The organism is Actinomadura vinacea (genome assembly GCF_039532545.1).
Classification (GTDB): domain Bacteria; phylum Actinomycetota; class Actinomycetes; order Streptosporangiales; family Streptosporangiaceae; genus Spirillospora; species Spirillospora vinacea.
Genome location: NZ_BAAARW010000026.1, coordinates 20,589 through 40,587 on the forward strand (window position 1 = coordinate 20,589; position 19,999 = coordinate 40,587).

Here is a 19,999-nt window from a genome sequence, read left to right on the forward strand (position 1 = left end):
AATCCCGGAAGGTCAGGCGGGGACGCGTTCGAAGACGGCGGCGAGTCCCTGGCCGCCGCCGATGCACATGGTCTCCAGCCCGTAGCGGGCCTCGCGGCGGTCCATCTCGCGGGCGAGGGTGGCGAGGATCCGCGCGCCGGTGGCGCCGACGGGGTGGCCGAGGGAGATGCCGGAGCCGTTGACGTTGAGGCGGCCGTAGTCGTCCTCCTTGAGGTCCCACTCGCGGAGGACGGCGAGGACCTGCGCGGCGAACGCCTCGTTCAGCTCGATGAGGTCGATGTCGGAGAGCTCGAGTCCGGCGCGCTGGAGCGCCTTGGCCGTGGCGGGCACCGGGCCGATCCCCATGGTGCGGGGCGGCACGCCCGCCTGCGCCCACGACACCAGCCGGACGAGGGGACGCAGGCCCAGTTCCGCGGCGCGCTCGGGAGTCGTGACGACGCACACGGCGGCGCCGTCGTTCTGGCCGCTGGCGTTGCCCGCGGTGACGGTGGCCTGGTCGTCGCTCCCGCCGAGGACGGGACGCAGCTTGCCCAGGCTCTCCATCGTGGTGCCGGGACGGGGGTGCTCGTCGGTGTCCACGACCGTGTCGCCCTTGCGGGACCGCAGGGTCACGGGGACGATCTCGTCGGCGAAGCGGCCCTCGCGCTGGGCGGCGACGGCGCGCTCGTGCGACATGACGGCGAGCCGGTCCTGCTCTTCGCGGGAGATGCCGTACTCGCGGCGCAGGTTCTCGGCCGTCTCCAGCATGCCGCCGGGGACGGGGTGGTTGCGGCCGCCCGCGGTGACCCGTCCCTGGGCGAGCGCGTCGTGCAGTTCCAGGGCCGCGCCGCGGATGCCCCAGCGGGCCTGGGTCGTGTAGAACGGCGCGCTGCTCATGCTCTCTGCGCCACCGGCGATCACCAGGTCGCTCGCCCCGGTCTGCACCTGCATGGCGGCGTTCAGGACGGCCTGCAGACCCGATCCGCAGCGGCGGTCGAGCTGGCTGCCGCCGACCTCGATCGGCAGCCCGGCGTCCAGCGCGGCGACGCGGCCGATGGCGGGGGCGTCGGAATTGGGATTGCACTGGCCGAGGACGACCTCGTCCACCGCGGCGCCGGGGAGCCCGGTGCGCTCCAGCAGCGCCCGGATCACGGTCGCCGCCAGCTCGACCGGCGGGACGGTCTTGAAAACCCCGCCGAACCGGCCGATCGGGGTCCGCACCGGCTCGCAGATCACCGCTTCGCGCATCACTCGCTCCTCTACCTGGGCTGCCACGCCAACGAGGATAGGCACGCCCCGGGCCAGACCCGATCGCCGTTGATACCAAATGGAGCATGCAGTGAGACGCGGGCGCACATAATCGCTCGGATCGCTCAGACGATCTCCGGCGTCGGGAGGACCTCCTCGGCGACCGCGAGCACCGAGCGCAGCGCCGCGGACGGGTTGTCGGCGCGCCAGGCCAGCGCCAGCTCCAGCACGTTCGGCGCGCCCGCCAGCGGGCGGTAGACCATGCCGGGGATGCGGATGTGCTGCACCGACGAGACCGTGAGCGTGACCCCCACACCGGCTCCGACCAGCGCCAGCATCGTGTGCGAGTCGGGCGCCTCCTGGACGATCCCGGGCCGGAACCCGGCGGCGAGGCACGCGTGCACCAGCGCGTCCCGTACCGCCGAGCCGCGCGTGCCGGGGAAGGTGATGAACGGTTCGGCGGCCAGGTCGGGCAGCCGGATCTCGTGGTGGCGGGCCAGCGGGTGCTCGGCGGGCAGGGCCGCGACCAGGAACTCCCGTTCGATCAGCCGGACCCGCACGCCCTCGCGGTGCACGGGCAGCCGGACGAAGCCGAGGTCGTGATCGCCGTCGGCGACCTTGGTGACCGCCTCGCCGGAGTAGGTCTGGCCGCGCAGCACCAGCTCGATGCCGGGGTGCCGGGCCCGGACGGCCTTGGTGAGCACGGGCAGCGTCTCGTGGCTGCTGGCGCCGGCGAACCCGATGGTGACCCGGCCGACCTCGCCGCGCCCGCCGGCCTGCGCGGCGCGGCGGGCGACGTCCAGGTCGGCCAGCACGCGCCGGGCGGGGTCGAGGAACGCCCGGCCCGCCGAGGTGAGGCGGACCGAGCGGGTGCTGCGTTCGAACAGCTGCACGCCCAGTTCGTGTTCGAGCTGGCGGATCTGCTGGCTGAGCGGCGGCTGGGCGATGTGCAGGCGGGCGGCGGCGCGGCCGAAGTGCAGTTCCTCGGCCACGGCGACGAACCCGGCGAGGTGCCGGAACTCCATGAAACCGATTATGAACGCTCACCTATCACCGGCCGGTCGATTGTGAAAGCGCGGCTCTTGAAAACGCCCGCCCGATGGGATTTCATGCCAGTGCCCAAGTACCGCGCGAGCGCGCTACCTGGCCGATGAGGCGACGCCGGAGGCGAGCCTCACCGGCCAGATCGCGAAGCGATGCCGCGCTCGCACCAAGCACGGTCAGGGTGCGAGCCGCCAGGCGAGCATCCTGAGCCGGGATTGCAAATAACAGGGGATACGGCTGATGGAGCGGTGGACGGCCGGGCGGGTCCGCAGGGTCCGGGTGATCGGCACGGGCGTGATGGGCCGCGGGATCGCCCAGCTCGCGGCGGCGGGCGGCCTCACGGTCGAGTTGGCCGACCTGCGCTTCGAGGCCGTTGCGGACGCCGTCGACCACGTGGGCGCCATGTTCGGCAAACTGGCCGCGAAGGGCCGGATGACGGCGGACGACGCCGCGGCGGCCACGGCCCGGCTCCGGCCGGTCGACGACCCGCTGGCCGCGGCCGACGGCTGCGACCTGGTGATCGAGGCCGTCCGCGAGGACCTGGAGACCAAACGGGAGCTGTTCGCCGCCCTGGAGAAGGTGTGCGGCGCGGAGACGGTCCTGGTCACCAACACCAGCTCCCTGCCGGTGACCGCGATCGGGACGGCGCTGGAGGACCCGGGCCGCCTCGCGGGGCTGCACTTCTTCAATCCGGTTCCGCTGATGCGCCTGGTCGAGGTGATCCCGGGCGCCCGTACGGCCGGGTGGCTGCCGGGCGAGCTGGCCGAGCTGGTGCGGCGGCTGGGCCATGAACCGGTTCTGGCGCCCGACGCGCCGGGCTTCCTGGTCAACCACGCCGGGCGCGGGCTGGCCACCGAGGCGTTGCAGCTGCTCGCCGAGGCGGTGGCCGAGCCGGTGGACGTCGACCGCGTCGCGCGCGACGTGCTCGGCTTGAAGATGGGCCCGTTCGAGCTGCTCGACCTCACCGGCCTGGACGTGTCCCATCCGGTAACGGAGATCATCTCGGACGGTTTCTACGGAGACCCGCGGCTGCGTCCGTCCAGGATCGCGCGCGCCCGCGTGGAGGCGGGGCTGCTGGGCCGTAAGACGGGCGAGGGTTTCTACCGTTACGTGGACGGCGCCAAGCAGGAGCCGCCCGAGCCGCCCGTTCCCCCGGCGGACCCGCGTCCCATCTGGGTGCACGACTCCGAGCCTTTGCGCAGCCTCCTCGCCAACGGCGGCGCACACGTGGAGACGGGGTTCGGCCCTTCCGATGGGGCGGTCGTGCTGGTCACGCCGTACGGCCAGAGTGCGCTTGAGGCTGCCCGCGCGCACGACCTCCCGGTCGAACGTACGCTTGCCGTCGACCCCCTCGGCGACTTCTCCGGACGGCTCACCCTTGCTGTGCACCCCGGAGTGGACCCGGCCGTAGGAGGCGCTGCACTCGCGGCACTCGCCGCTACGGAACAGCCCGTGACCGTTGTCCGTGACGCCCCCGGCGCGGTCGCGCAACGGCTGCTCGCCTCGATCGTCAATGTCGCCTCCGGCATCGCAGAGCAACGTTTGGCCGAGCCCAAGGACATCAACACCGCCGTACGGCTCGGTTTGGGCTACCCGCAGGGGCCCTTGGAGTGGGGCGATCGCGTTGGGGCCTCCACCATCCTGCGCATTCTCCGCGCCATGCACGCCTCCACCGGCGACCCGCGCTACCGTCCAAGCCTCTGGCTGGTAGAACGGGCCGAACTCGGCCTGCCCCTGAGCGAAACCGGCACCACCCCCAACGACTTGCGTTAATCCAGCGTCGCCGCCTCCCGCGGGATCTCCTCCATAGCGCTGGGCCCTCGCAGCACGTAGGCGGCGAAAACAGCGGCCGCCAGCATCACCACGGCGGCTGCCAGGGTCCCGACCGAAACGGCGTGGACGAACGCGTCACGGGCGGCCCGAGCAAGCCCGGCGTCGCCGTACGACAGCGCCTCGCCCAGCGAGTCCCGCGCGGCGCCCGGGACGCCTTCGGGCAGGCCGCGGACGTACGCGGCGGAGATCACGCTGCCGAGCACGGCCACGCCGAACGCGTTGCCGAGTTCCGTTCCGGCGTCGTTGACGGCCGAGCCGATGCCCGCCTCCTCGGGCGGGACGGCGTTCATCAACATGGCGTACGCGGGCGGCGAGCCCAGCCCCGCGCCGAAGCCGAGCACGACGAGCCCGGCGACGATCGGGACGTAGCCGGGGGCGCCGTCCCCGCCCGGTTCGATCAGCGCGCCGACCAGGGCGAATCCGGTGGCCACGCACACGAACCCGAGGACCAGGGCACGGCGGGCGCCGAGCCCGGAGTCCAGCGCGGCGCCCGTCCCGTTGCCGAACGCCGCCGCGATCGCCACCGGGAGCAGCGCCAGCCCGGCCTTGAGCGGCCCGTGCTCCAGCACCAGCTGGAGGAACTGGGTGAGGGCGAACAGCGTCCCGGCCAGCGCGAAGGAGAACAGCGCGATCACGACCGCGGCGCCGGAGAAGTCGGGCCTGGCCAGCAGCCGCAGGTCGAGCATGGGCTCGGGGTTGCGGTGCTGCCAGAGGACGAACGCCCCCAGGGCGACCCCCGCGACGGCCAGCCCGCCGAGCGTGCGGGCGCCGGTCCACCCATGGCCCGGCCCGGAGATGACCGCCCAGACCAGCGCGGACAGCCCGGCCGTGGACAGCAGGGCGCCGAGCGCGTCGGGACGGCGGCGCGGCCCGCGCGACTCGGGCACCAGCAGGAGCAGCCCGAGCACGGCGACGGCGGCCACCGGCACGTTCACCAGGAAAACCGATCCCCACCAGAAGTGCTCCAGCAGCAGGCCGCCGAGCGGGGGACCGGCCGCGGCCGCGACGACCGAGGTGGTGCCCCAGATCGCGAACGCCTTGGCGCGCTCCTCCGCGTCGAAGACCTGCGCCAGGATCGACATGGTGCCGGGCATCAGCAGCGCCCCGCCGACGCCCATGAGCGCGCGCAGCGCGACGAGCTGGCCGGGGCTCGCGGCGAAGGCGGCCAGCAGCGAGCCGGTGCCGAACAGCGCGAAGCCGGCGAGCATGGCCGCGCGCCGCCCGAACCGGTCGCCGAGCGCGCCCGCGGTGAGCAGCAGCCCGGCGAACGCCAGCGAGTAGGCGTCGATCACCCATTGGACGTCGGCGGTGGTGGCGTCCAGATCGCGGATCAGGGCGGGGATCGCCACGTTCAGGATCGTGTTGTCGACCACGACCACGAAGAGGCTGAGGCAGAGCACGGCAAGGATCCGCCATCGACGCGGATGCTTCGGAGGCATCACGAGACTCCTCTCGTACAGTGTGCGATTTGACTCGCACACTGTACGAGTCAAATCGTACGATGTTCAAGTCCCGTACTCTGTACGAGAGCGGAGGGAGACCCAGCGGGCATGGCCGGAAAAGAGAAGGCCCCCACCTCGGTGTGGACGCGGCCCGAACGGCGGCGGCGCGAGCAGCCCACCCTCAGCCGCGACCAGATCGTCGACGCGGCCCTCGACCTCCTCGACGCCGAAGGCCTGGCCGGCCTGAGCATGCGCCGCCTCGGCACCCGCCTCAACGCCGGCGCCACCTCGGTCTACTGGCATGTGGCCAACAAGGACGAGCTGCTAGAACTCGCCCTCGACCGCGTCATGGCCGAAGTCCGCGTCCCCGACCCCGAGCAGGAGGGCTGGCGCGCCGCCGCCACCGGCTACGCACGCAGCGTCCGCGCGCTCATCCACCGGCACCCCTGGACCGTCACGCTCTTCGCCGGCGGCCCCATGCTCGGCCCCAACGCGACCCGCACCCTGGACGAGATCCTCGCCGTCTTCGAGCACGCGGGCTTCACCGGCCACGACCTGGAATACGCCTGGTCCACCCTCATCGACTACGTCATCGGCGTCGCGGGCAACGAGGCGAGCTGGCACACCGGCCAGCCAGGGGTCACCGCAGAGGAATGGATGGAATCGCTGGGCCCGTACCTGGAAGGCATGGACGCCCAGCACCCCCGCGTGGCGGCCCACATCCGCGAGATCTGGGCCAAGGATTATCAGAACGTCCTAGAGGAACGCTTCGCCTTCGGCCTGGAATGCGTCCTCAACGGCCTCGCCACACGCACCCCGACCCCCTGAAGACGCCGAACCGGGTGCCCGCCCCCTTGGGCACCCGGCCGGACGGCAACGCGTCAGTCCTGCGGACCCGATGGCCGCGATCACTTTCACGCCGATCCGCAAGACGCAGGACGCCCGGCCGGGGTCCCCGGCCGGGCGCTCGCCCCGAAACGTGGGATCAGGAATGGTGCGGGGTCTCGTTCGTCCAGCCGGCGCCGAGCACGAGCCGCCGGGACAGGACGTCCCCCGACCGCATGCCCTCCATGGAACCGCCGGGCTTGATCACGACCCGCCGGCCGGCGAGGATCCGGTACGTCTTCGGCTCCAGGACGAGCTGGTAGTCGAAGACGGTGCCGCTGCCCTCGGCCATGGTGCCGCGGGCCGCCAGCCCGATCCCGGTACGCCCCTTGTCGTCGGTCACCGACCCGATCGTCCGGACTCCGGGCACGCCTGCGAGGAAGCGGAAGGCCGCCGCGCGCACCTCGGGCGTGGCTGGCCGCCGGGTGAGGAAGTCGAAGCCCGCCATGAGGTCGGTCGCGGCGCTTCGCGGCCGCTGTCGGAGGCCCGCCGGGAACAGCAGTTCCTTGACCTTCGCCGGGTCGTCCACCAGTTCGACGCTGTCACGCGGGGTCTGCTTGATCTTGCGGCAGCCCTCCTTGGAAAGGGGCTTGCCGTCCTTGCGGAGCCTCGAGCACATCTCGTCGCGCTGCTCGGCCGCCCGCTTCTTGTCCTCGGGGGTGGAGCGGTCCTCGTCCCACGTGCCGGGTCCGACGCCGTAGGTCTTGCCCGGGACGGTGCTGAGCGTGGCCCAGTGGTCGTTGGACCAGACGCGCATCGTCTTGGGCGAGCCCGCCTTCTTCCAGGCCGCCTCGTCGGCCGCCGTCAGCGGGCGGGCGCCCAGGTCGCGGGCATAGAGGACGTCGTCGTCGGAGGCGGAACGGGCCCTCCAGTCGTCCCACTGGGAGCTGTAACCAAGGACCGTGTACCCGTCCGCGCCCTTGCCGACGCGGTACGCCTGGCCGTCGATGGTCTGGACGCGCCAGTAACGCCCATCGGGCTCCTTGGCCGCCTGGTCGGCCGCCGCGAGCAGGATCGAGCGCGCGGACGTCCCGCCTTGCTCCGGCTGCGGCGCCACCGTCCCGCCGCCCCCCAACGTGGCGACGGCGACGGCGGCCGCGGCACCGGCGGCGACCAGGCCGGTCAGGGCGAGCTGCATCCGCCCGGCCAGGCGCGGGCGGGGCCGGACGCGGCGCCGCGGCCCGCGTCCGGCGATCTCCGACTCCAGGGCCGCCAGGGCGGCGCCGGTGGCGCGGGCGGACGGCGGCGCGGGCTCGGCCATCAACTCGCGGACCTTGTTCATCTCGCTCATACCGTGGACTCCTCAGTGATGATCAGGGGGTCGGCCCCGCCCAACGCCGCGCGCAACTTCTTTCGAGCCCTGTTCAGCCGCGACCCGACCGTGCCCGTCTTCAGGTCCAGCGCCGTCGCGACCTCGTCGTACGAGAAGTCCGCGAGCGCCACCAGCAGCAGGACGTCGCGGTCGCCCGGGGACAGCCGGGCCAGCGCCTTGGCCAGCTCCCCGCCGACCTCGCCGGCGGTCACCCTGGCGGCGACACGGTCCTCGTGGCCGTGCGCGACGCCGTCGGCCGGCGTGCGCGCGAGCGCGCGGAGGTGGCGCCGCTCGGCCCGCCGGTGCAGGCCGATCTGGTTGGTGGCGATCCCGTAGAGCCAGGCCCGGACCGCCCCCTTCGCCGGGTCGAACCGGTCCCGGCGGCGGAACGCCGCGAGGAACGTCTCGGCGGCGATGTCGTCGGCGGCGTCGGCTCCCAGGCGCCGGGCGACATAGCGGTGGATCTCGGCGAAGTACCGGTGGAAGATCCCGGCGAACAGTTCGGGCTCATGCCACGACCTCGCGATCGTCTCCGCGTCGCTCTCCGGGTCGTCCGCTGCGTCCTCGGCCGAGGCGTGGCTCCGTCTCATCTGAAGTCCTTGTCGTGGGGAGGCTGTCACCCCTCTCTCATCCGTACCGGCGGTTCGCCTTCACGCACCCCCGTCAGGGAGCAGTAGGCGCGCTCGGCCTCTCGTTGGTCCAGCCGACCTCCAGGTAGGTCTGCGCGAAAAGGGTCTTGCCTCGGTTGACCACATGGAAGACAGCAGCTGCGAGGTGGCGGGATCCACCAGCGCCCGCTGGGCCCCGGCCTTGCCGATCCGCAACTCGCCCTGACGGCGCGGCCGCCTCATGCTCGTGGCGGAGGGGAGGCGGTTCGGCCTCGTCCGCGGCGACGATTCCCGAAGACGCGGCCGCCCGGCGGGAACCGGAATACATGGCTCAGACGTCCTGTTGATGTGAACGTCAGCAAAGTTGAGTCGCACAGACTCAAGTGATTTGACAGCGAGGGTCGGGCGCGGCAACCTAGGCCAACAGAAGACTCGACCGGCCGCGGGCCCGCCCCGAACAGGCGGCGGGCAGGTCGGCCCACATACCGGGACACGGAACCCCACGACGGAGGACGAGGAACATGGCACGTGCGGTCGGTATCGACCTGGGGACGACCAACTCGGTCGTCGCGATCCTGGAGGGCGGGGAGCCCACGGTGATCGCCAACGCGGAGGGGTCGCGGACCACGCCGTCGGTGGTGGCGTTCGCCAAGAACGGCGAGGTGCTGGTCGGTGAGGTCGCCAAGCGGCAGGCGGTGACCAACGTCGATCGCACCATCCGGTCGGTCAAGCGCGAGATGGGCACCGACTGGAAGACCAAGATCGACGACAAGCCCTTCACGCCGCAGCAGATCAGCGCGTTCGTGCTGCAGAAGCTCAAGCGCGACGCCGAGTCCTACCTGGGCGAGAAGGTGACCGACGCGGTGATCACCGTGCCGGCCTACTTCTCCGACCACCAGCGGCAGGCCACCAAGGAGGCCGGGCAGATCGCCGGCCTGAACGTGCTGCGGATCATCAACGAGCCGACCTCGGCGGCGCTGGCCTACCACCTGGAGAAGGAGAACGAGGCCACCATCCTGGTGTTCGACCTGGGCGGGGGCACCTTCGACGTGTCGCTGCTGGAGGTCGGCGACGGGGTGGTCGAGGTCAAGGCGACCTCCGGTGACAACCACCTGGGCGGCGACGACTGGGACGACAAGGTCGTCGACTGGCTGGTGGAGAGGTTCAAGAACGCTAACGGCGTGGACCTGGCCAAGGACAAGATGGCGCTGCAGCGGCTGCGCGAGGCGGCGGAGAAGGCCAAGATCGAGCTGTCGTCGTCTTCGGAGACGCAGATCAATCTGCCCTACATCACCGCCTCTTCGGAGGGGCCGCTGCACCTGGACGAGAAGCTGTCCCGGGCGGAGTTCCAGCGGATGACCGCTGAGCTGCTGGAGCGGACCAAGGCGCCGTTCAAGCAGGTGCTCAAGGACGCCGGGATCGGCGTGGACGGGATCGACCAGGTCGTGCTGGTGGGCGGTTCCACCCGGATGCCGGCGGTCAGCGAGCTGGTGAAGGAGCTGACCGGGGGCAAGGAGCCCAACAAGGGCGTCAACCCCGACGAGGTCGTGGCGATCGGCGCCAGCCTGCAGGCGGGTGTGCTCAAGGGCGAGGTCAAGGACGTCCTGCTGCTGGACGTGACCCCGCTGTCGCTGGGGATCGAGACCAAGGGCGGCATCTTCACCAAGATCATCGAGCGCAACACCACCATCCCCACCAAGCGCTCGGAGACCTTCACCACGGCCGACGACAACCAGCCGTCGGTGGAGATCCAGGTGTTCCAGGGCGAGCGGGAGATCGCCGCCTACAACAAGAAGCTCGGCACCTTCCAGCTCACCGGACTGCCCCCCGCGCCGCGCGGCGTGCCGCAGATCGAGGTCACCTTCGACATCGACGCCAACGGCATCGTCAACGTCAGCGCCAAGGACCAGGGCACCGGCCGCGAGCAGTCGATGGTCATCACGGGCGGCAGCGCGCTGCCCAAGGACGACATCGAGAAGATGATGCGCGACGCCGAGGAGTACGCCGAGGAGGACCGCCAGCGCAAGGAGGAGGCCGAGGTCCGCAACCAGGCCGACACCCTGGCCTACTCGACCGAGAAGTTCCTGCGGGAGAACGAGGACAAGATCCCCGCGGAGACCAAGACCGAGGTCGAGGAGGCCGTCGCCGAGGTCAAGAAGAACCTCGAGGGCACCGACGTCGACGCCATCCGCACCAGCGCCGAGAAGCTGGCCCAGGTCAGCCAGAAGATGGGCGCGGCGATGTACGCCCAGAACCCCGAGGGCGGCGCGGAGGCCGGCGGCGACGCCGGGCCGACGGCCGACGCCCAGGGCGGCGAGGCCGGTCAGGACGACGAGGTCGTCGACGCCGAGATCGTGGACGACGACAAGGACAAGAAGGACGGTGCCGCGTGACGACCCCTCCCACCAGGGGCGAGGGCGAGGAGCGTGAGGGCCCGGTGATCCGCGACAAGCGGCGCATCGACCCCGAGACGGGCGCGGTCCGGGATCCCGCGGGGGCGCAGCCCGCCCCGCCGCAGGCCCCGGTCCCGCCCGCCGGGGCAGCCCCCGGCGGGGGCGGCGCGCCGGCCGCGGACGGGGCGCTCCAGACCCAGCTCGCCGAGCGCACCGCGGACCTGCAACGGCTCAAGGCGGAGTACGACAACTACCGCAAGCGGGTCGAGCGGGACCGGGTCGCGGTCCGCGAGCAGGCCCTGGCCAACGTGTTGAACGAGCTGCTGCCGGTGCTGGACGACATCGGCCGGGCCCGCGACCACGACGAGCTCGTCGGCGGATTCAAGTCCGTGGGCGAGGCGCTGGAGGCGGTGACCGGCAAGCTCGGCCTGGTCCGGTACGGCGAGAAGGGCGAGCCCTTCGACCCGACCGTGCACGAGGCCCTGATGCACGGCTACTCGGCCGAGGTGACCGAGACCAGCGTGACCGACGTCCTGCAGCCCGGCTACCGGATCGGGGAGCGGATCCTGCGGCCCGCCCGGGTCGCGGTGGCCGAGCCCGACCCGAACGCGGCCGCGCCCGGCGCGGCCGAGCCCGGAGGCGCCGGTGACGGCGGGCAGGGTGGCGGCAAGTCCTGAACCGCGGAAGCGGAACCTCGCGGTGGCCCCGCACCCGGCGCACCGGGGCGGGGCCCGCGGGGGCGGAAACGACCTCACTTCAGTGGCACGAGCAGAGAGCGGAGCGCCGTGAGCACCAAGGACTACCTGGCGAAGGACTATTACAAGGTCCTCGGTGTCTCGAAGAACGCCTCCCAGGACGAGATCAAGAAGTCCTACCGCAAGCTGGCCCGCAAGTACCACCCGGACGCCAACAAGGGCGACACCGATGCCGAGGACCGTTTCAAGGAGGTCTCCGAGGCCTACGACGTCCTGTCGGATGAGAAGCGCCGCAAGGAGTACGACGCGGTGCGGGCGATGCCGGGCGGTTTCCGCGGGCAGCAGGGCGGCGGCTTCGGCTTCGACCTGGGCGACCTCTTCGGGCAGACCGGGGGCGGTGGTACGGGCGGCGGCGGCACCGGGGGCGCCGGCGACCGGCTGGGCGACCTGTTCGGCGGGCTGTTCGGACGGGGCGGCGGCGGCACCGGCACCCGCACCACCGGGTCGCGCCGGGCCCGCCGCGGCGCCGACGTCGAGACCGACGTGACGCTGTCGTTCGGGCGGTCGATGAACGGGGTGACCGTCCCGCTGAAGCTGACCAGCGAGGCGGGGTGCCCGAGCTGCCGCGGGACGGGCGCCAAGGCCGGGACGGTGCCGCGGGTGTGCCCGTCCTGCGAGGGCACCGGGCACGAGACCCGCAACCTGGGCAGCTTCGGGTTCCAGGAGCCGTGCCGCGAGTGCCGGGGCCGCGGGCTCGTCGTCGACGACCCGTGCCCGACGTGCAACGGCAGCGGCCGGGCGACCGGGACCCGCACGATCCAGGCCCGGATCCCGGCGGGCGTCGCCGACGGCCAGAAGATCCGGTTGAAGGGCAAGGGCGCGCCGGGCGAGAACGGCGGCCCGGCCGGCGACCTGTACGTCAACATCAAGGTGCGGCCGCATCCGGTGTTCGGCCGCGACCGCGACAACCTGACGCTGACCGTCCCGGTGACGTTCCCGGAGGCGGCGCTGGGCGCGGAGGTCAGGGTGCCGACGTTCCAGGGGCAGCCGGTGACGCTGCGGCTGCCGGAGGGCACCCCGAACGGCCGGACGTTCCGGGTGCGCGGGCGCGGCGCCACGCGTCGCGACGGCACCAAGGGCGACATGCTGGTCACCGTCGACGTGCAGGTGCCGCAGAAGGTCGACGACCAGACCCGCGAGGCGCTGGAGCGGCTGCGCGCCGGCGGCGCGGGCGACGATCTGCGCAGCGAGCTGCTCCAGAAGGCGCGGGAGGAGTGAGCCGGTCATGGACGCGTTCGGCGACGACACCCCGGTCTATGTGATCTCGGTGGCGGCGCAGCTGTCGGGCCTGCACCCGCAGACGCTGCGCACCTACGACCGGCTCGGCCTGGTCTCGCCCGGCCGCACGGCGGGGCGGGGCCGCCGCTACTCGATGCGCGACATCGTGATGCTGCGGGAGATCCAGCGGCTCTCCCAGGAGGAGGGCATCAACCTCTCGGGCATCAAGCACATCCTGGAGCTGCAGCGGGACAACGCGATGCTCCGCGAGGAGCTGGCGAAGGCGCACGCGACTCTGCAGGACCTGGCCAACGAACTCGAGTCGACCCGGGCGGTCGCCGCGCGGCTGGCGCAGCAACGGCGGCGCGGCGATCCCAAGGGCGGATCCGCCCCGGGCGGCGATCTGGTGCCGATCCGCCATACCAGTGTCGTGGTGTGGCGTGAACGCGGCGGCGAAGACTGACGGGGAGTGGGCAACCGAAGATGGACTACAAGCTGACGCAGAAGAGCCAGGAGGCGGTGTCGGTCGCGGTTCGCCGGGCCGCGGCCGAGGGGCATCCGCAGGTGGAGCCGCAGCATCTGCTGGTGGCGTTGCTCAGCCAGCCGGAGGGCACGGCCGCGCCGCTGCTGGAGGCTGTGGGCGCCGACTGGCAGGCCGTGCGCCGCCGCGCCGAGGAGCAGCTGGCGGCCCAGCCGAAGGCGGCGGGCTCGACGCTGTCGTCGCCGCAGATGGCGCGGCAGCTGATCGTGGCGATCAACACGGCGGCCAACCGGTCCAAGCAGCTGGAGGACGAGTACGTCTCGACCGAGCACCTGCTGGTCGGGCTGGCGGCCGACGGCGGCCCGGTCGCGGGCCTGCTGAAGGAGTTCGGCGCCACCCCCGAGGCGCTGCTGGAGGCGTTCGAGAAGGTCCGCGGGCACGCCCGGGTCACCAGCGAGAACCCCGAGGACACCTACCAGGCCCTGGAGAAGTACGGCGTCGACCTGACCGCGGCGGCCCGGGACGGCCGGCTCGACCCGGTCATCGGCCGGGACGCCGAGATCCGGCGGGTGGTGCAGGTGCTGTCCCGCCGTACCAAGAACAACCCGGTCCTGATCGGCGAGCCGGGCGTGGGGAAGACCGCGGTCGTCGAGGGCCTGGCGCAGCGGATCGTCGCCGGTGACGTGCCCGAGTCGCTGCGCGGCAAGCGGCTGGTGGCGCTCGACCTGGGCGCGATGGTCGCGGGGGCCAAGTACCGCGGCGAGTTCGAGGAGCGGCTGAAGGCCGTCCTGAACGAGATCAAGCAGAGCGACGGGCGGATCGTCACCTTCATCGACGAGCTGCACACCGTCGTCGGCGCGGGCGCGGCCGAGGGCGCGATGGACGCCGGGAACATGCTCAAGCCGATGCTGGCACGCGGCGAGCTGCGCATGATCGGCGCGACCACGCTGGACGAGTACCGCGAGCGGATCGAGAAGGACGCGGCCCTGGAGCGCCGTTTCCAGCAGGTGCTGGTGGGCGAGCCGTCGGTGGAGGACACCATCGCGATCCTGCGCGGGCTGAAGGGCCGGTACGAGGCGCACCACAAGGTGCAGATCAACGACTCGGCGCTGGTGGCGGCCGCGACGCTGTCCGACCGGTACATCACCTCGCGGTTCCTGCCCGACAAGGCGATCGACCTGATCGACGAGTCGGCGTCCCGGCTGCGGATGGAGATCGACTCGCGTCCGGTCGAGATCGACGAGCTGCAGCGCTCGGTCGACCGGCTGCGGATGGAGGAGCTGGCGCTCCACAAGGAGACCGACGAGGCGTCCCGGCAGCGGCTGGAGCGGCTGCGCCGCGACCTGGCCGACCGCCAGGAGCAGCTGAACGCCCTGGTCGGACGCTGGGAGCAGGAGAAGGCGGGGCTGAACCGGGTCGGTGAGGTCAAGGAGCGGATCGACCAGCTCCGCGGCGAGGCCGAGCGCGCGCAGCGCGACGGCGACCTGGAGACCTCCGCGCGGCTGACCTACGGCGAGATCCCGGCCCTGGAGAAGCAGCTCCAGGAAGCCGCGGAGCAGGCCGACGACGAGAACCGCGACGCCATGGTCAAGGAGGAGGTCGGGCCCGACGACGTCGCCGACGTCGTCGCGTCCTGGACGGGCATCCCCGCGGGCCGCCTCCTGGAGGGCGAGACCGCCAAGCTGCTCCGCATGGAGGACGAGCTGGGCAAGCGGCTGATCGGGCAGGAGCCGGCCGTCCGCACCGTGTCGGACGCGGTCCGCCGCGCCCGCGCCGGCGTCGCCGACCCCGACCGTCCGACCGGGTCGTTCCTGTTCCTGGGCCCGACCGGGGTCGGCAAGACCGAGCTGGCCAAGGCCCTGGCGGAGTTCCTGTTCGACGACGAGCGGGCGATCACCCGGATCGACATGAGCGAGTACTCCGAGAAGCACTCGGTGGCCCGCCTGGTCGGCGCGCCGCCCGGGTACGTCGGCTACGAGGAGGGCGGCCAGCTCACCGAGGCCGTCCGGCGCCGCCCGTACTCGGCGGTCCTGCTGGACGAGGTGGAGAAGGCCCACCCCGAGGTCTTCGACATCCTCCTGCAGGTGCTGGACGACGGCCGGCTCACCGACGGGCAGGGCCGCACGGTCGACTTCCGCAACACGATCCTGATCCTGACGTCCAACCTCGGCTCGCAGTTCCTCGTCGATCCCACCCTGGAGAACGGGGCCAAGCGGGACGCGGTGATGAACGCGGTGCGCACCGCGTTCAAGCCCGAGTTCCTCAACCGCCTGGACGACGTGATCCTCTTCGACGCGCTGTCCACGCAGGAGCTCACCCGGATCGTGGACCTGCAGGTCGACCGGCTGGCCAAGCGCCTGTCGGACCGGCAGCTCACCCTGACGGTCACCGACGCGGCCCGCGAGTGGCTGGCGCTGACCGGCTACGACCCGCTGTACGGCGCGCGGCCGCTGCGCCGCCTGGTGCAGACCGCGATCGGCGACCAGCTGGCCCGCGAGCTGCTGTCCGGCGAGATCCGCGACGGCGACGAAGTGGTCGTCGACCTGGACGAGGCCGCCGACACCCTGACGGTCGGCCCCGCCCGCGACGTGAGCCTGACCAAGTAACACAACGGGGCGCCCGCTTCCGCGGGCGCCCCGTGACCGGCTGGTGGTCGTCCGGATCGGGACGGTCGAGGGGACGCGGGCAGCTTATGGACGGTCCACCCTGCCGTGGCGCCCGTACAGCCGGACGATAGGCAGCAGCATCAGCGCGGTCAGCCCGCCCAGCAGGCCGAATGCCCGATGGAAGTCGCCCAGGCCGTCACGCAGGGAGCCGATCAGCACGGGGGCCAGCGCGGCACAGGCGTAGCCGACGAAAAATGCCATCGCGCTGATCTGCCCGGCTTCGGCGGCGTTGCGAGCGATCACTACCGGCAGCGTCAGCACGAGAGGGAACAGGCCGCCGTGGCCGATGCCCAGCGCGAGAATCCACACCCAGGTCGCCGTCCCCGGAGCGGTCGCCAGTCCAGCGAAGCCGAAGGTCTCGCTCGGCGACTGGTCGGTTCCAGGTGAGTTGTCCGTCTTCCAAGGTGGGGTACCGGTGGGTGGCCAGTGATCGCCAGGTTCAACGATGCCGTCCTTCCAGGCGTTCAATCCAGCACGCGCTTACGGTTGTCGTAGGCCGCGTTAATAGCGTCCATCCCGCCGCTGCCGAGCACGAGGCCGGTCTGGAGTTCGCGGCGCCTCAGTCAGTCGAGGACGGCGAACGCCTCGACTTCAACGAGCACATCGGGTTCGAACAGGTAATCGACGCCGATGAGCGACAGTGGCGGCAATGGCCGCGGGATCCCGAGCTCGTCGGCGACATGTTCGATGCCCGCCATGAAGTCGTCTATTTTCTCGGGGCTCCAGTGCGTGACGAAGAACCTGAGGCGCACGACATCGGAAAAGCCCGCTCCGGCACCGGCCAGGCCGAGCGCGGTGTTGCGCAGGGCCTGCACGACCTGGCCGGTGAGGTCACCTGTCGCGAGGGGGTTTCCCTCGGCATCGCGCGCTATCTGGCCGGCCACGTGCACCTGGCGGGTGCCCGTGCCGATCGAGACATGGTGGTAGGGGACGGGTTGAAACATGCCCTCAGGGCTGAGCATCTGCACGGTCATGTGCTGTCCTTGCGGTTGTCCGTTGGTGGTATCTAACTTCTACTTGGTACCCGAAGGGAACTTCAACGACACTAGGTGTCATGCAGGAGACCACCCACCTGGAATCCGACGGGCCCCAGCTCACCGCGACGCACCGCGAACTGCTCGACCAAGTGCTCGACAAATGGTCGCTGCACGTGCTCGACGAGCTGTGCGAGCAGCCCTTGCGCTTCAACGAGCTACGCCGGGCGATCCCGATCGTGACACAGAAGTCGCTCACGACGACACTGCGGCGCCTCGAACGCAACGGGATGGTCGAGCGCATGATCGCGAGCACGCGGCCCCTCGCCGTCGAGTACCGCATCACGCCGCTCGGAAAGACACTCCAAGATCTCATCGACGCACTCCTGAGCTGGAGCACCGTCAATTTGCCCGACGTCGAACGCGCTCGCGAGCGGTTCGATAACGAAGTGTGACCAGATGCTCGCTCTCTGGCGTACCTGCCGGACGCCTGGCTGGGTCGCCACACCTTCACCTGCGACCCGATGTCGGGCCCGTTCACCCAGTCGAGGCCAGGTAGCGGCCGAGTCGGCCTGAGCTGTGTTTCAAAGTCCTGGCCTTCGGCGCTCGCCTGGCGGCTCGCCTCCGGCAGCCAGGTAACGCGCTCGCGCGGCGCCTGAGGCCGCTTCGAGACGGGCCCTTAGGTCCTGTCTCTCTGAGCATGAGAGTCGGACCCGGCCGGGGGCATCCGTCCCCAGCCGTGCTCAACCGACTGGCGGCATCGGTCGGGTTCGTCTCCTGCGCTGGTGAACAGTGCGGTCAGCATGGGCACGCCGTGAGCGAGTGCCTGGTGCGGCAGAGGACCTGTGGCGACGAGTGAGGCGAGTCCGTGGCCGATGGCCCAGCTCTGTGTCGCCAGTTCCAGCGGGTCGACCTCGCCACGGAAGCGGCCGCTCGTCTTGGCGCGTTCGATGGCGCGGACGAGGCAGTGCAGGGTTTCGTCCGCGGCGTCGGCGTCTTCGAGGTCGAAGCCCGCGTCGAACATGACGCGGTAGAGATCGGGGCTCTCCAGGGCGTTGGCCAGGTAGGCGGCCCCCAGCGCGGCGAGGTCTCGTACCGGGTCCGCGGACATCCTGACGTCCGCGAGTTTGGCTGCCAGGCGGGTGAAGCCTTCCTGTCGCAGTGCCTTCCACAGGCCGTCCATACCGCCGAAGTAGGTGTAGACGGCCATCGTTGACACGCCGGTTCCGGCGACCAGGGCGCGGAGCGTGACCGGTTGCCTCATCCGCAGCATCTGCGCGGCCCGGTCGAGCAGCAGAGAGCGGACCGCTGGATCCTTCGTCCTCGCCATGGCCCCACAATACATAGCAGCGCTATGCTTCCATGGTGCTGGTCTTGTTGTCCCTGACGCCGCAAGGAAGAGGTCGTTCATGTCCGTGACGCTGGTCAACCCCGAGGGATTGCCGAAGCCCGAGGTCTACCGGCAGCTGTCGGTCGCCACCGGATCGAAGCTGGTGTTCCTCTCGGGGCAGGTGGCCCGCGACGCCGACGGCCGGCCGGTGGGCGAAGGAGACCTCGCCGCACAGGTCGAACAGTGCTATCTCAACGTCGCCACCGCCCTGGCCGGGATCGGCGGCTCCTTCGATGACGTGGCCAAGCTGACCATCTACGTCGTCGACTGGAGTCCTGAGAAGATGCCGCTGCTGGGCGAGGGGGTGGGCCGTGCGGCGGCGAAACTCGGCATCGACCCGGTCAAACCGATCACTCTGCTGGGCGTCGCCGCACTGGGGGAACCAGACCTCCTGGTCGAGGTCGAAGCCACCGCGGTCCTCGAATAGCCCCTGCACGTGTACGCCGTCCGCAAGACCGGACATCTACTGGTCGGCACCGACATCGGCCGGTTACTCTGTGCAATCACCGGGTGGACCGCCGGCCTGCTGGCTTGGCGACTCGGAGACCGGCACGTCGTCACCGTCGAGGTGGACGCGGACGTGGCGGCCCGAGCCTCCGCGAACCTCAGTTCGGTCGGCCTGCGTCCTCGTGTGATCACAGGAGATGGGGCGTTGGGGTTCAAGGACGGCCAACCCTACGACCTGGTTGACGTCACCTGCGGGGTGGACGCGATCCCATATACGTGGGTGGAGCAGGCGCGCCCCGGAGGCACCGTCGTGCTGCCCTGGATGCCCGGCTGGGCAGGCGGGCATCTCACCAAACTCGTCGTCCAAGACGGCGCTGCCGCTGGACGGTTCCATGGGGAGTGCGGCTTCATGCCCCTACGCGCTCAGAGACACCCCGACCGCCCGTTCGAAGGTGACGTACGAGAGTCGCAGACCTCGGCCGCACCCTCGGCCTTCACTGAGGGCGGCGAAGGACTGGCCATCGCCATCGCCGGGCTCCTGCCAGGGGTCAATGGCCACGGAGTCACAAACGCCGATGGGTCCTTTCGGGTAGCCGCCCGAGATGACGAATCCCACGCGCTGGCTACTTTTCCCCCACATGGAAAGGGTGCGACCGTGAGGCAACGCGGCCCCCGGAATCTATTCGATGAACTGGAAGTCGCCGTCCAGCGTTGGGTGGCATGGGGCAGGCCAGGCAAGGATCGTTTCGGCCTGACAGTGTCCCGTGACGGCCAGTACGTCTGGCTTGATGACTCAAGCAACCCGGTGAAGGCGTGACCATGGGAAAACACGCCAAGGAAGAAGACTGCTCCATTCCTTCTGGGCCGCGCATGTGGGCCGGCACGCTGAGGCGTTGCGCGGACGTCAGGAGCGGGCCTGTGACGGCTGGACGGTGTCGTAGCGGTGCCGGTGGTCGATGATCTCCTGTCGGTGCCCGATGGCCCATCGGCTCAGGGCGGTCAGGGAGTCCAGCAGCGTCATGCCGAGCTCGGTGAGCGTGTAGTCCACGCGTGGTGGAACGCTGGCGTGGACGGTGCGGGTGACCAGGCCGTCGCGTTCGAGTTGCCGCAGGGTCCGGGTGAGCATGCGCTGGGAGATGCCGGTGACGGCGCGGTGCAGTTCGCCGAAGCGCAGGGTGCGGTCGCGCAACTGGCCGATGACCAGGATGGTCCACTTGTCGCCGATCAGCGACAGGATCTGCAGCACCTGCCTGCATTGCTCCTCGTCGGCCTCCGGCCACAGCGATGTGCTCGAGGGTGCGGCCAAGGGTTACCTCCGTGTGCG

Annotated in this window: 19 protein-coding genes; 10 read left to right on the forward strand and 9 right to left on the reverse strand. The window is 71.0% G+C overall.

The features are described 5' to 3' along the window. Nucleotides 1-12: 12 nt before the first annotated feature. A complete protein-coding gene (locus ABD340_RS33150) occupies nucleotides 13-1,227 on the reverse strand; it encodes an acetyl-CoA C-acetyltransferase (RefSeq protein WP_344594887.1) in 1,215 nt (404 codons plus the stop codon). 125 nt (nucleotides 1,228-1,352) lie between these two features. Beyond that, the gene (locus ABD340_RS33155) at nucleotides 1,353-2,252 is read right to left on the reverse strand and encodes a LysR family transcriptional regulator (protein ID WP_344594393.1); all 900 of its coding nucleotides are present in this window, start codon (nucleotides 2,250-2,252) and stop codon (nucleotides 1,353-1,355) included. Nucleotides 2,253-2,511: 259 nt separating this feature from the next. On the opposite strand from ABD340_RS33155, the gene ABD340_RS33160 reads away from it, so the two are divergent. Further along, a complete protein-coding gene (locus tag ABD340_RS33160; RefSeq protein ID WP_344594394.1) occupies nucleotides 2,512-4,044 on the forward strand; it encodes a 3-hydroxyacyl-CoA dehydrogenase in 1,533 nt (510 codons plus the stop codon). On the opposite strand, the gene ABD340_RS33165 is transcribed toward ABD340_RS33160, so the two are convergent. Next, on the reverse strand, nucleotides 4,041-5,543 hold the full coding sequence (locus ABD340_RS33165) for an MFS transporter (protein ID WP_344594395.1): 1,503 nt from the start codon (nucleotides 5,541-5,543) through the stop codon (nucleotides 4,041-4,043). The two genes, ABD340_RS33160 and ABD340_RS33165, sit on opposite strands and share 4 nt — an antisense overlap. 111 nt (nucleotides 5,544-5,654) lie before the next feature. Here ABD340_RS33165 and ABD340_RS33170 point away from each other — a divergent pair, with 111 nt between their 5' ends. Next, the gene (locus ABD340_RS33170; RefSeq protein ID WP_344594396.1) at nucleotides 5,655-6,374 is read left to right on the forward strand and encodes a TetR/AcrR family transcriptional regulator; all 720 of its coding nucleotides are present in this window, start codon (nucleotides 5,655-5,657) and stop codon (nucleotides 6,372-6,374) included. Nucleotides 6,375-6,531: 157 nt separating this feature from the next. On the opposite strand, the gene ABD340_RS33175 is transcribed toward ABD340_RS33170, so the two are convergent. Together ABD340_RS33175 and ABD340_RS33180 are read right to left on the reverse strand one after the other, a co-directional pair. After that, a complete protein-coding gene (locus ABD340_RS33175) occupies nucleotides 6,532-7,722 on the reverse strand; it encodes a CU044_5270 family protein (RefSeq protein ID WP_344594398.1) in 1,191 nt (396 codons plus the stop codon). Then, the gene (locus ABD340_RS33180) at nucleotides 7,719-8,333 is read right to left on the reverse strand and encodes an RNA polymerase sigma factor (protein ID WP_344594400.1); all 615 of its coding nucleotides are present in this window, start codon (nucleotides 8,331-8,333) and stop codon (nucleotides 7,719-7,721) included. Before ABD340_RS33180 ends, ABD340_RS33175 begins: the two co-directional genes overlap by 4 nt. 539 nt (nucleotides 8,334-8,872) lie before the next feature. On the opposite strand from ABD340_RS33180, the gene dnaK reads away from it, so the two are divergent. The 5 genes from dnaK to clpB all read left to right on the forward strand — a co-directional run bounded on the left by dnaK (nucleotide 8,873) and on the right by clpB (nucleotide 15,804). Further along, entirely contained in the window at nucleotides 8,873-10,744 is a 1,872-nt protein-coding gene (gene dnaK / locus ABD340_RS33185; protein ID WP_344594401.1) for a molecular chaperone DnaK, read from the forward strand. After that, nucleotides 10,741-11,421 carry a nucleotide exchange factor GrpE gene (gene grpE / locus ABD340_RS33190; RefSeq protein ID WP_344594402.1) on the forward strand — a complete coding sequence of 227 codons (681 nt, stop codon included), beginning with the start codon at nucleotides 10,741-10,743 and terminating at the stop codon, nucleotides 11,419-11,421. The genes dnaK and grpE overlap by 4 nt, the downstream gene beginning before the upstream one ends. A 108-nt stretch (nucleotides 11,422-11,529) precedes the next feature. Next, a complete protein-coding gene (gene dnaJ / locus ABD340_RS33195; RefSeq protein ID WP_344594404.1) occupies nucleotides 11,530-12,717 on the forward strand; it encodes a molecular chaperone DnaJ in 1,188 nt (395 codons plus the stop codon). 7 nt (nucleotides 12,718-12,724) lie between these two features. Further along, nucleotides 12,725-13,180 carry a heat shock protein transcriptional repressor HspR gene (locus tag ABD340_RS33200; RefSeq protein ID WP_344594406.1) on the forward strand — a complete coding sequence of 152 codons (456 nt, stop codon included), beginning with the start codon at nucleotides 12,725-12,727 and terminating at the stop codon, nucleotides 13,178-13,180. A gap of 20 nt (nucleotides 13,181-13,200) precedes the next feature. After that, nucleotides 13,201-15,804, forward strand: coding sequence for an ATP-dependent chaperone ClpB (clpB, locus tag ABD340_RS33205; protein ID WP_344594407.1), 2,604 nt, complete (start codon nucleotides 13,201-13,203; stop codon nucleotides 15,802-15,804). An 84-nt stretch (nucleotides 15,805-15,888) separates the two neighbouring features. On the opposite strand, the gene ABD340_RS33210 is transcribed toward clpB, so the two are convergent. Beyond that, nucleotides 15,889-16,332 (reverse strand): hypothetical protein, encoded by a 444-nt coding sequence (locus tag ABD340_RS33210; RefSeq protein WP_344594408.1) that lies wholly within the window; start codon nucleotides 16,330-16,332, stop codon nucleotides 15,889-15,891. A gap of 95 nt (nucleotides 16,333-16,427) precedes the next feature. Next, on the reverse strand, nucleotides 16,428-16,838 hold the full coding sequence (locus tag ABD340_RS33215; RefSeq protein ID WP_344594409.1) for a RidA family protein: 411 nt from the start codon (nucleotides 16,836-16,838) through the stop codon (nucleotides 16,428-16,430). Between the two features lie 80 nt (nucleotides 16,839-16,918). On the opposite strand from ABD340_RS33215, the gene ABD340_RS33220 reads away from it, so the two are divergent. Then, on the forward strand, nucleotides 16,919-17,293 hold the full coding sequence (locus tag ABD340_RS33220; protein ID WP_344594410.1) for a winged helix-turn-helix transcriptional regulator: 375 nt from the start codon (nucleotides 16,919-16,921) through the stop codon (nucleotides 17,291-17,293). A 224-nt stretch (nucleotides 17,294-17,517) separates the two neighbouring features. On the opposite strand, the gene ABD340_RS33225 is transcribed toward ABD340_RS33220, so the two are convergent. Then, nucleotides 17,518-18,168, reverse strand: coding sequence for a TetR/AcrR family transcriptional regulator (locus ABD340_RS33225; RefSeq protein ID WP_344594411.1), 651 nt, complete (start codon nucleotides 18,166-18,168; stop codon nucleotides 17,518-17,520). Between the two features lie 79 nt (nucleotides 18,169-18,247). On the opposite strand from ABD340_RS33225, the gene ABD340_RS33230 reads away from it, so the two are divergent. Both ABD340_RS33230 and ABD340_RS33235 read left to right on the forward strand, forming a co-directional pair. Continuing rightward, entirely contained in the window at nucleotides 18,248-18,655 is a 408-nt protein-coding gene (locus ABD340_RS33230) for a RidA family protein (protein WP_344594413.1), read from the forward strand. A 9-nt stretch (nucleotides 18,656-18,664) separates the two neighbouring features. Beyond that, nucleotides 18,665-19,492 carry a methyltransferase domain-containing protein gene (locus ABD340_RS33235; protein ID WP_344594414.1) on the forward strand — a complete coding sequence of 276 codons (828 nt, stop codon included), beginning with the start codon at nucleotides 18,665-18,667 and terminating at the stop codon, nucleotides 19,490-19,492. An 87-nt stretch (nucleotides 19,493-19,579) separates the two neighbouring features. On the opposite strand, the gene ABD340_RS33240 is transcribed toward ABD340_RS33235, so the two are convergent. Next, a complete protein-coding gene (locus tag ABD340_RS33240) occupies nucleotides 19,580-19,981 on the reverse strand; it encodes a winged helix-turn-helix transcriptional regulator (RefSeq protein ID WP_344594416.1) in 402 nt (133 codons plus the stop codon). Nucleotides 19,982-19,999: the final 18 nt, after the last annotated feature.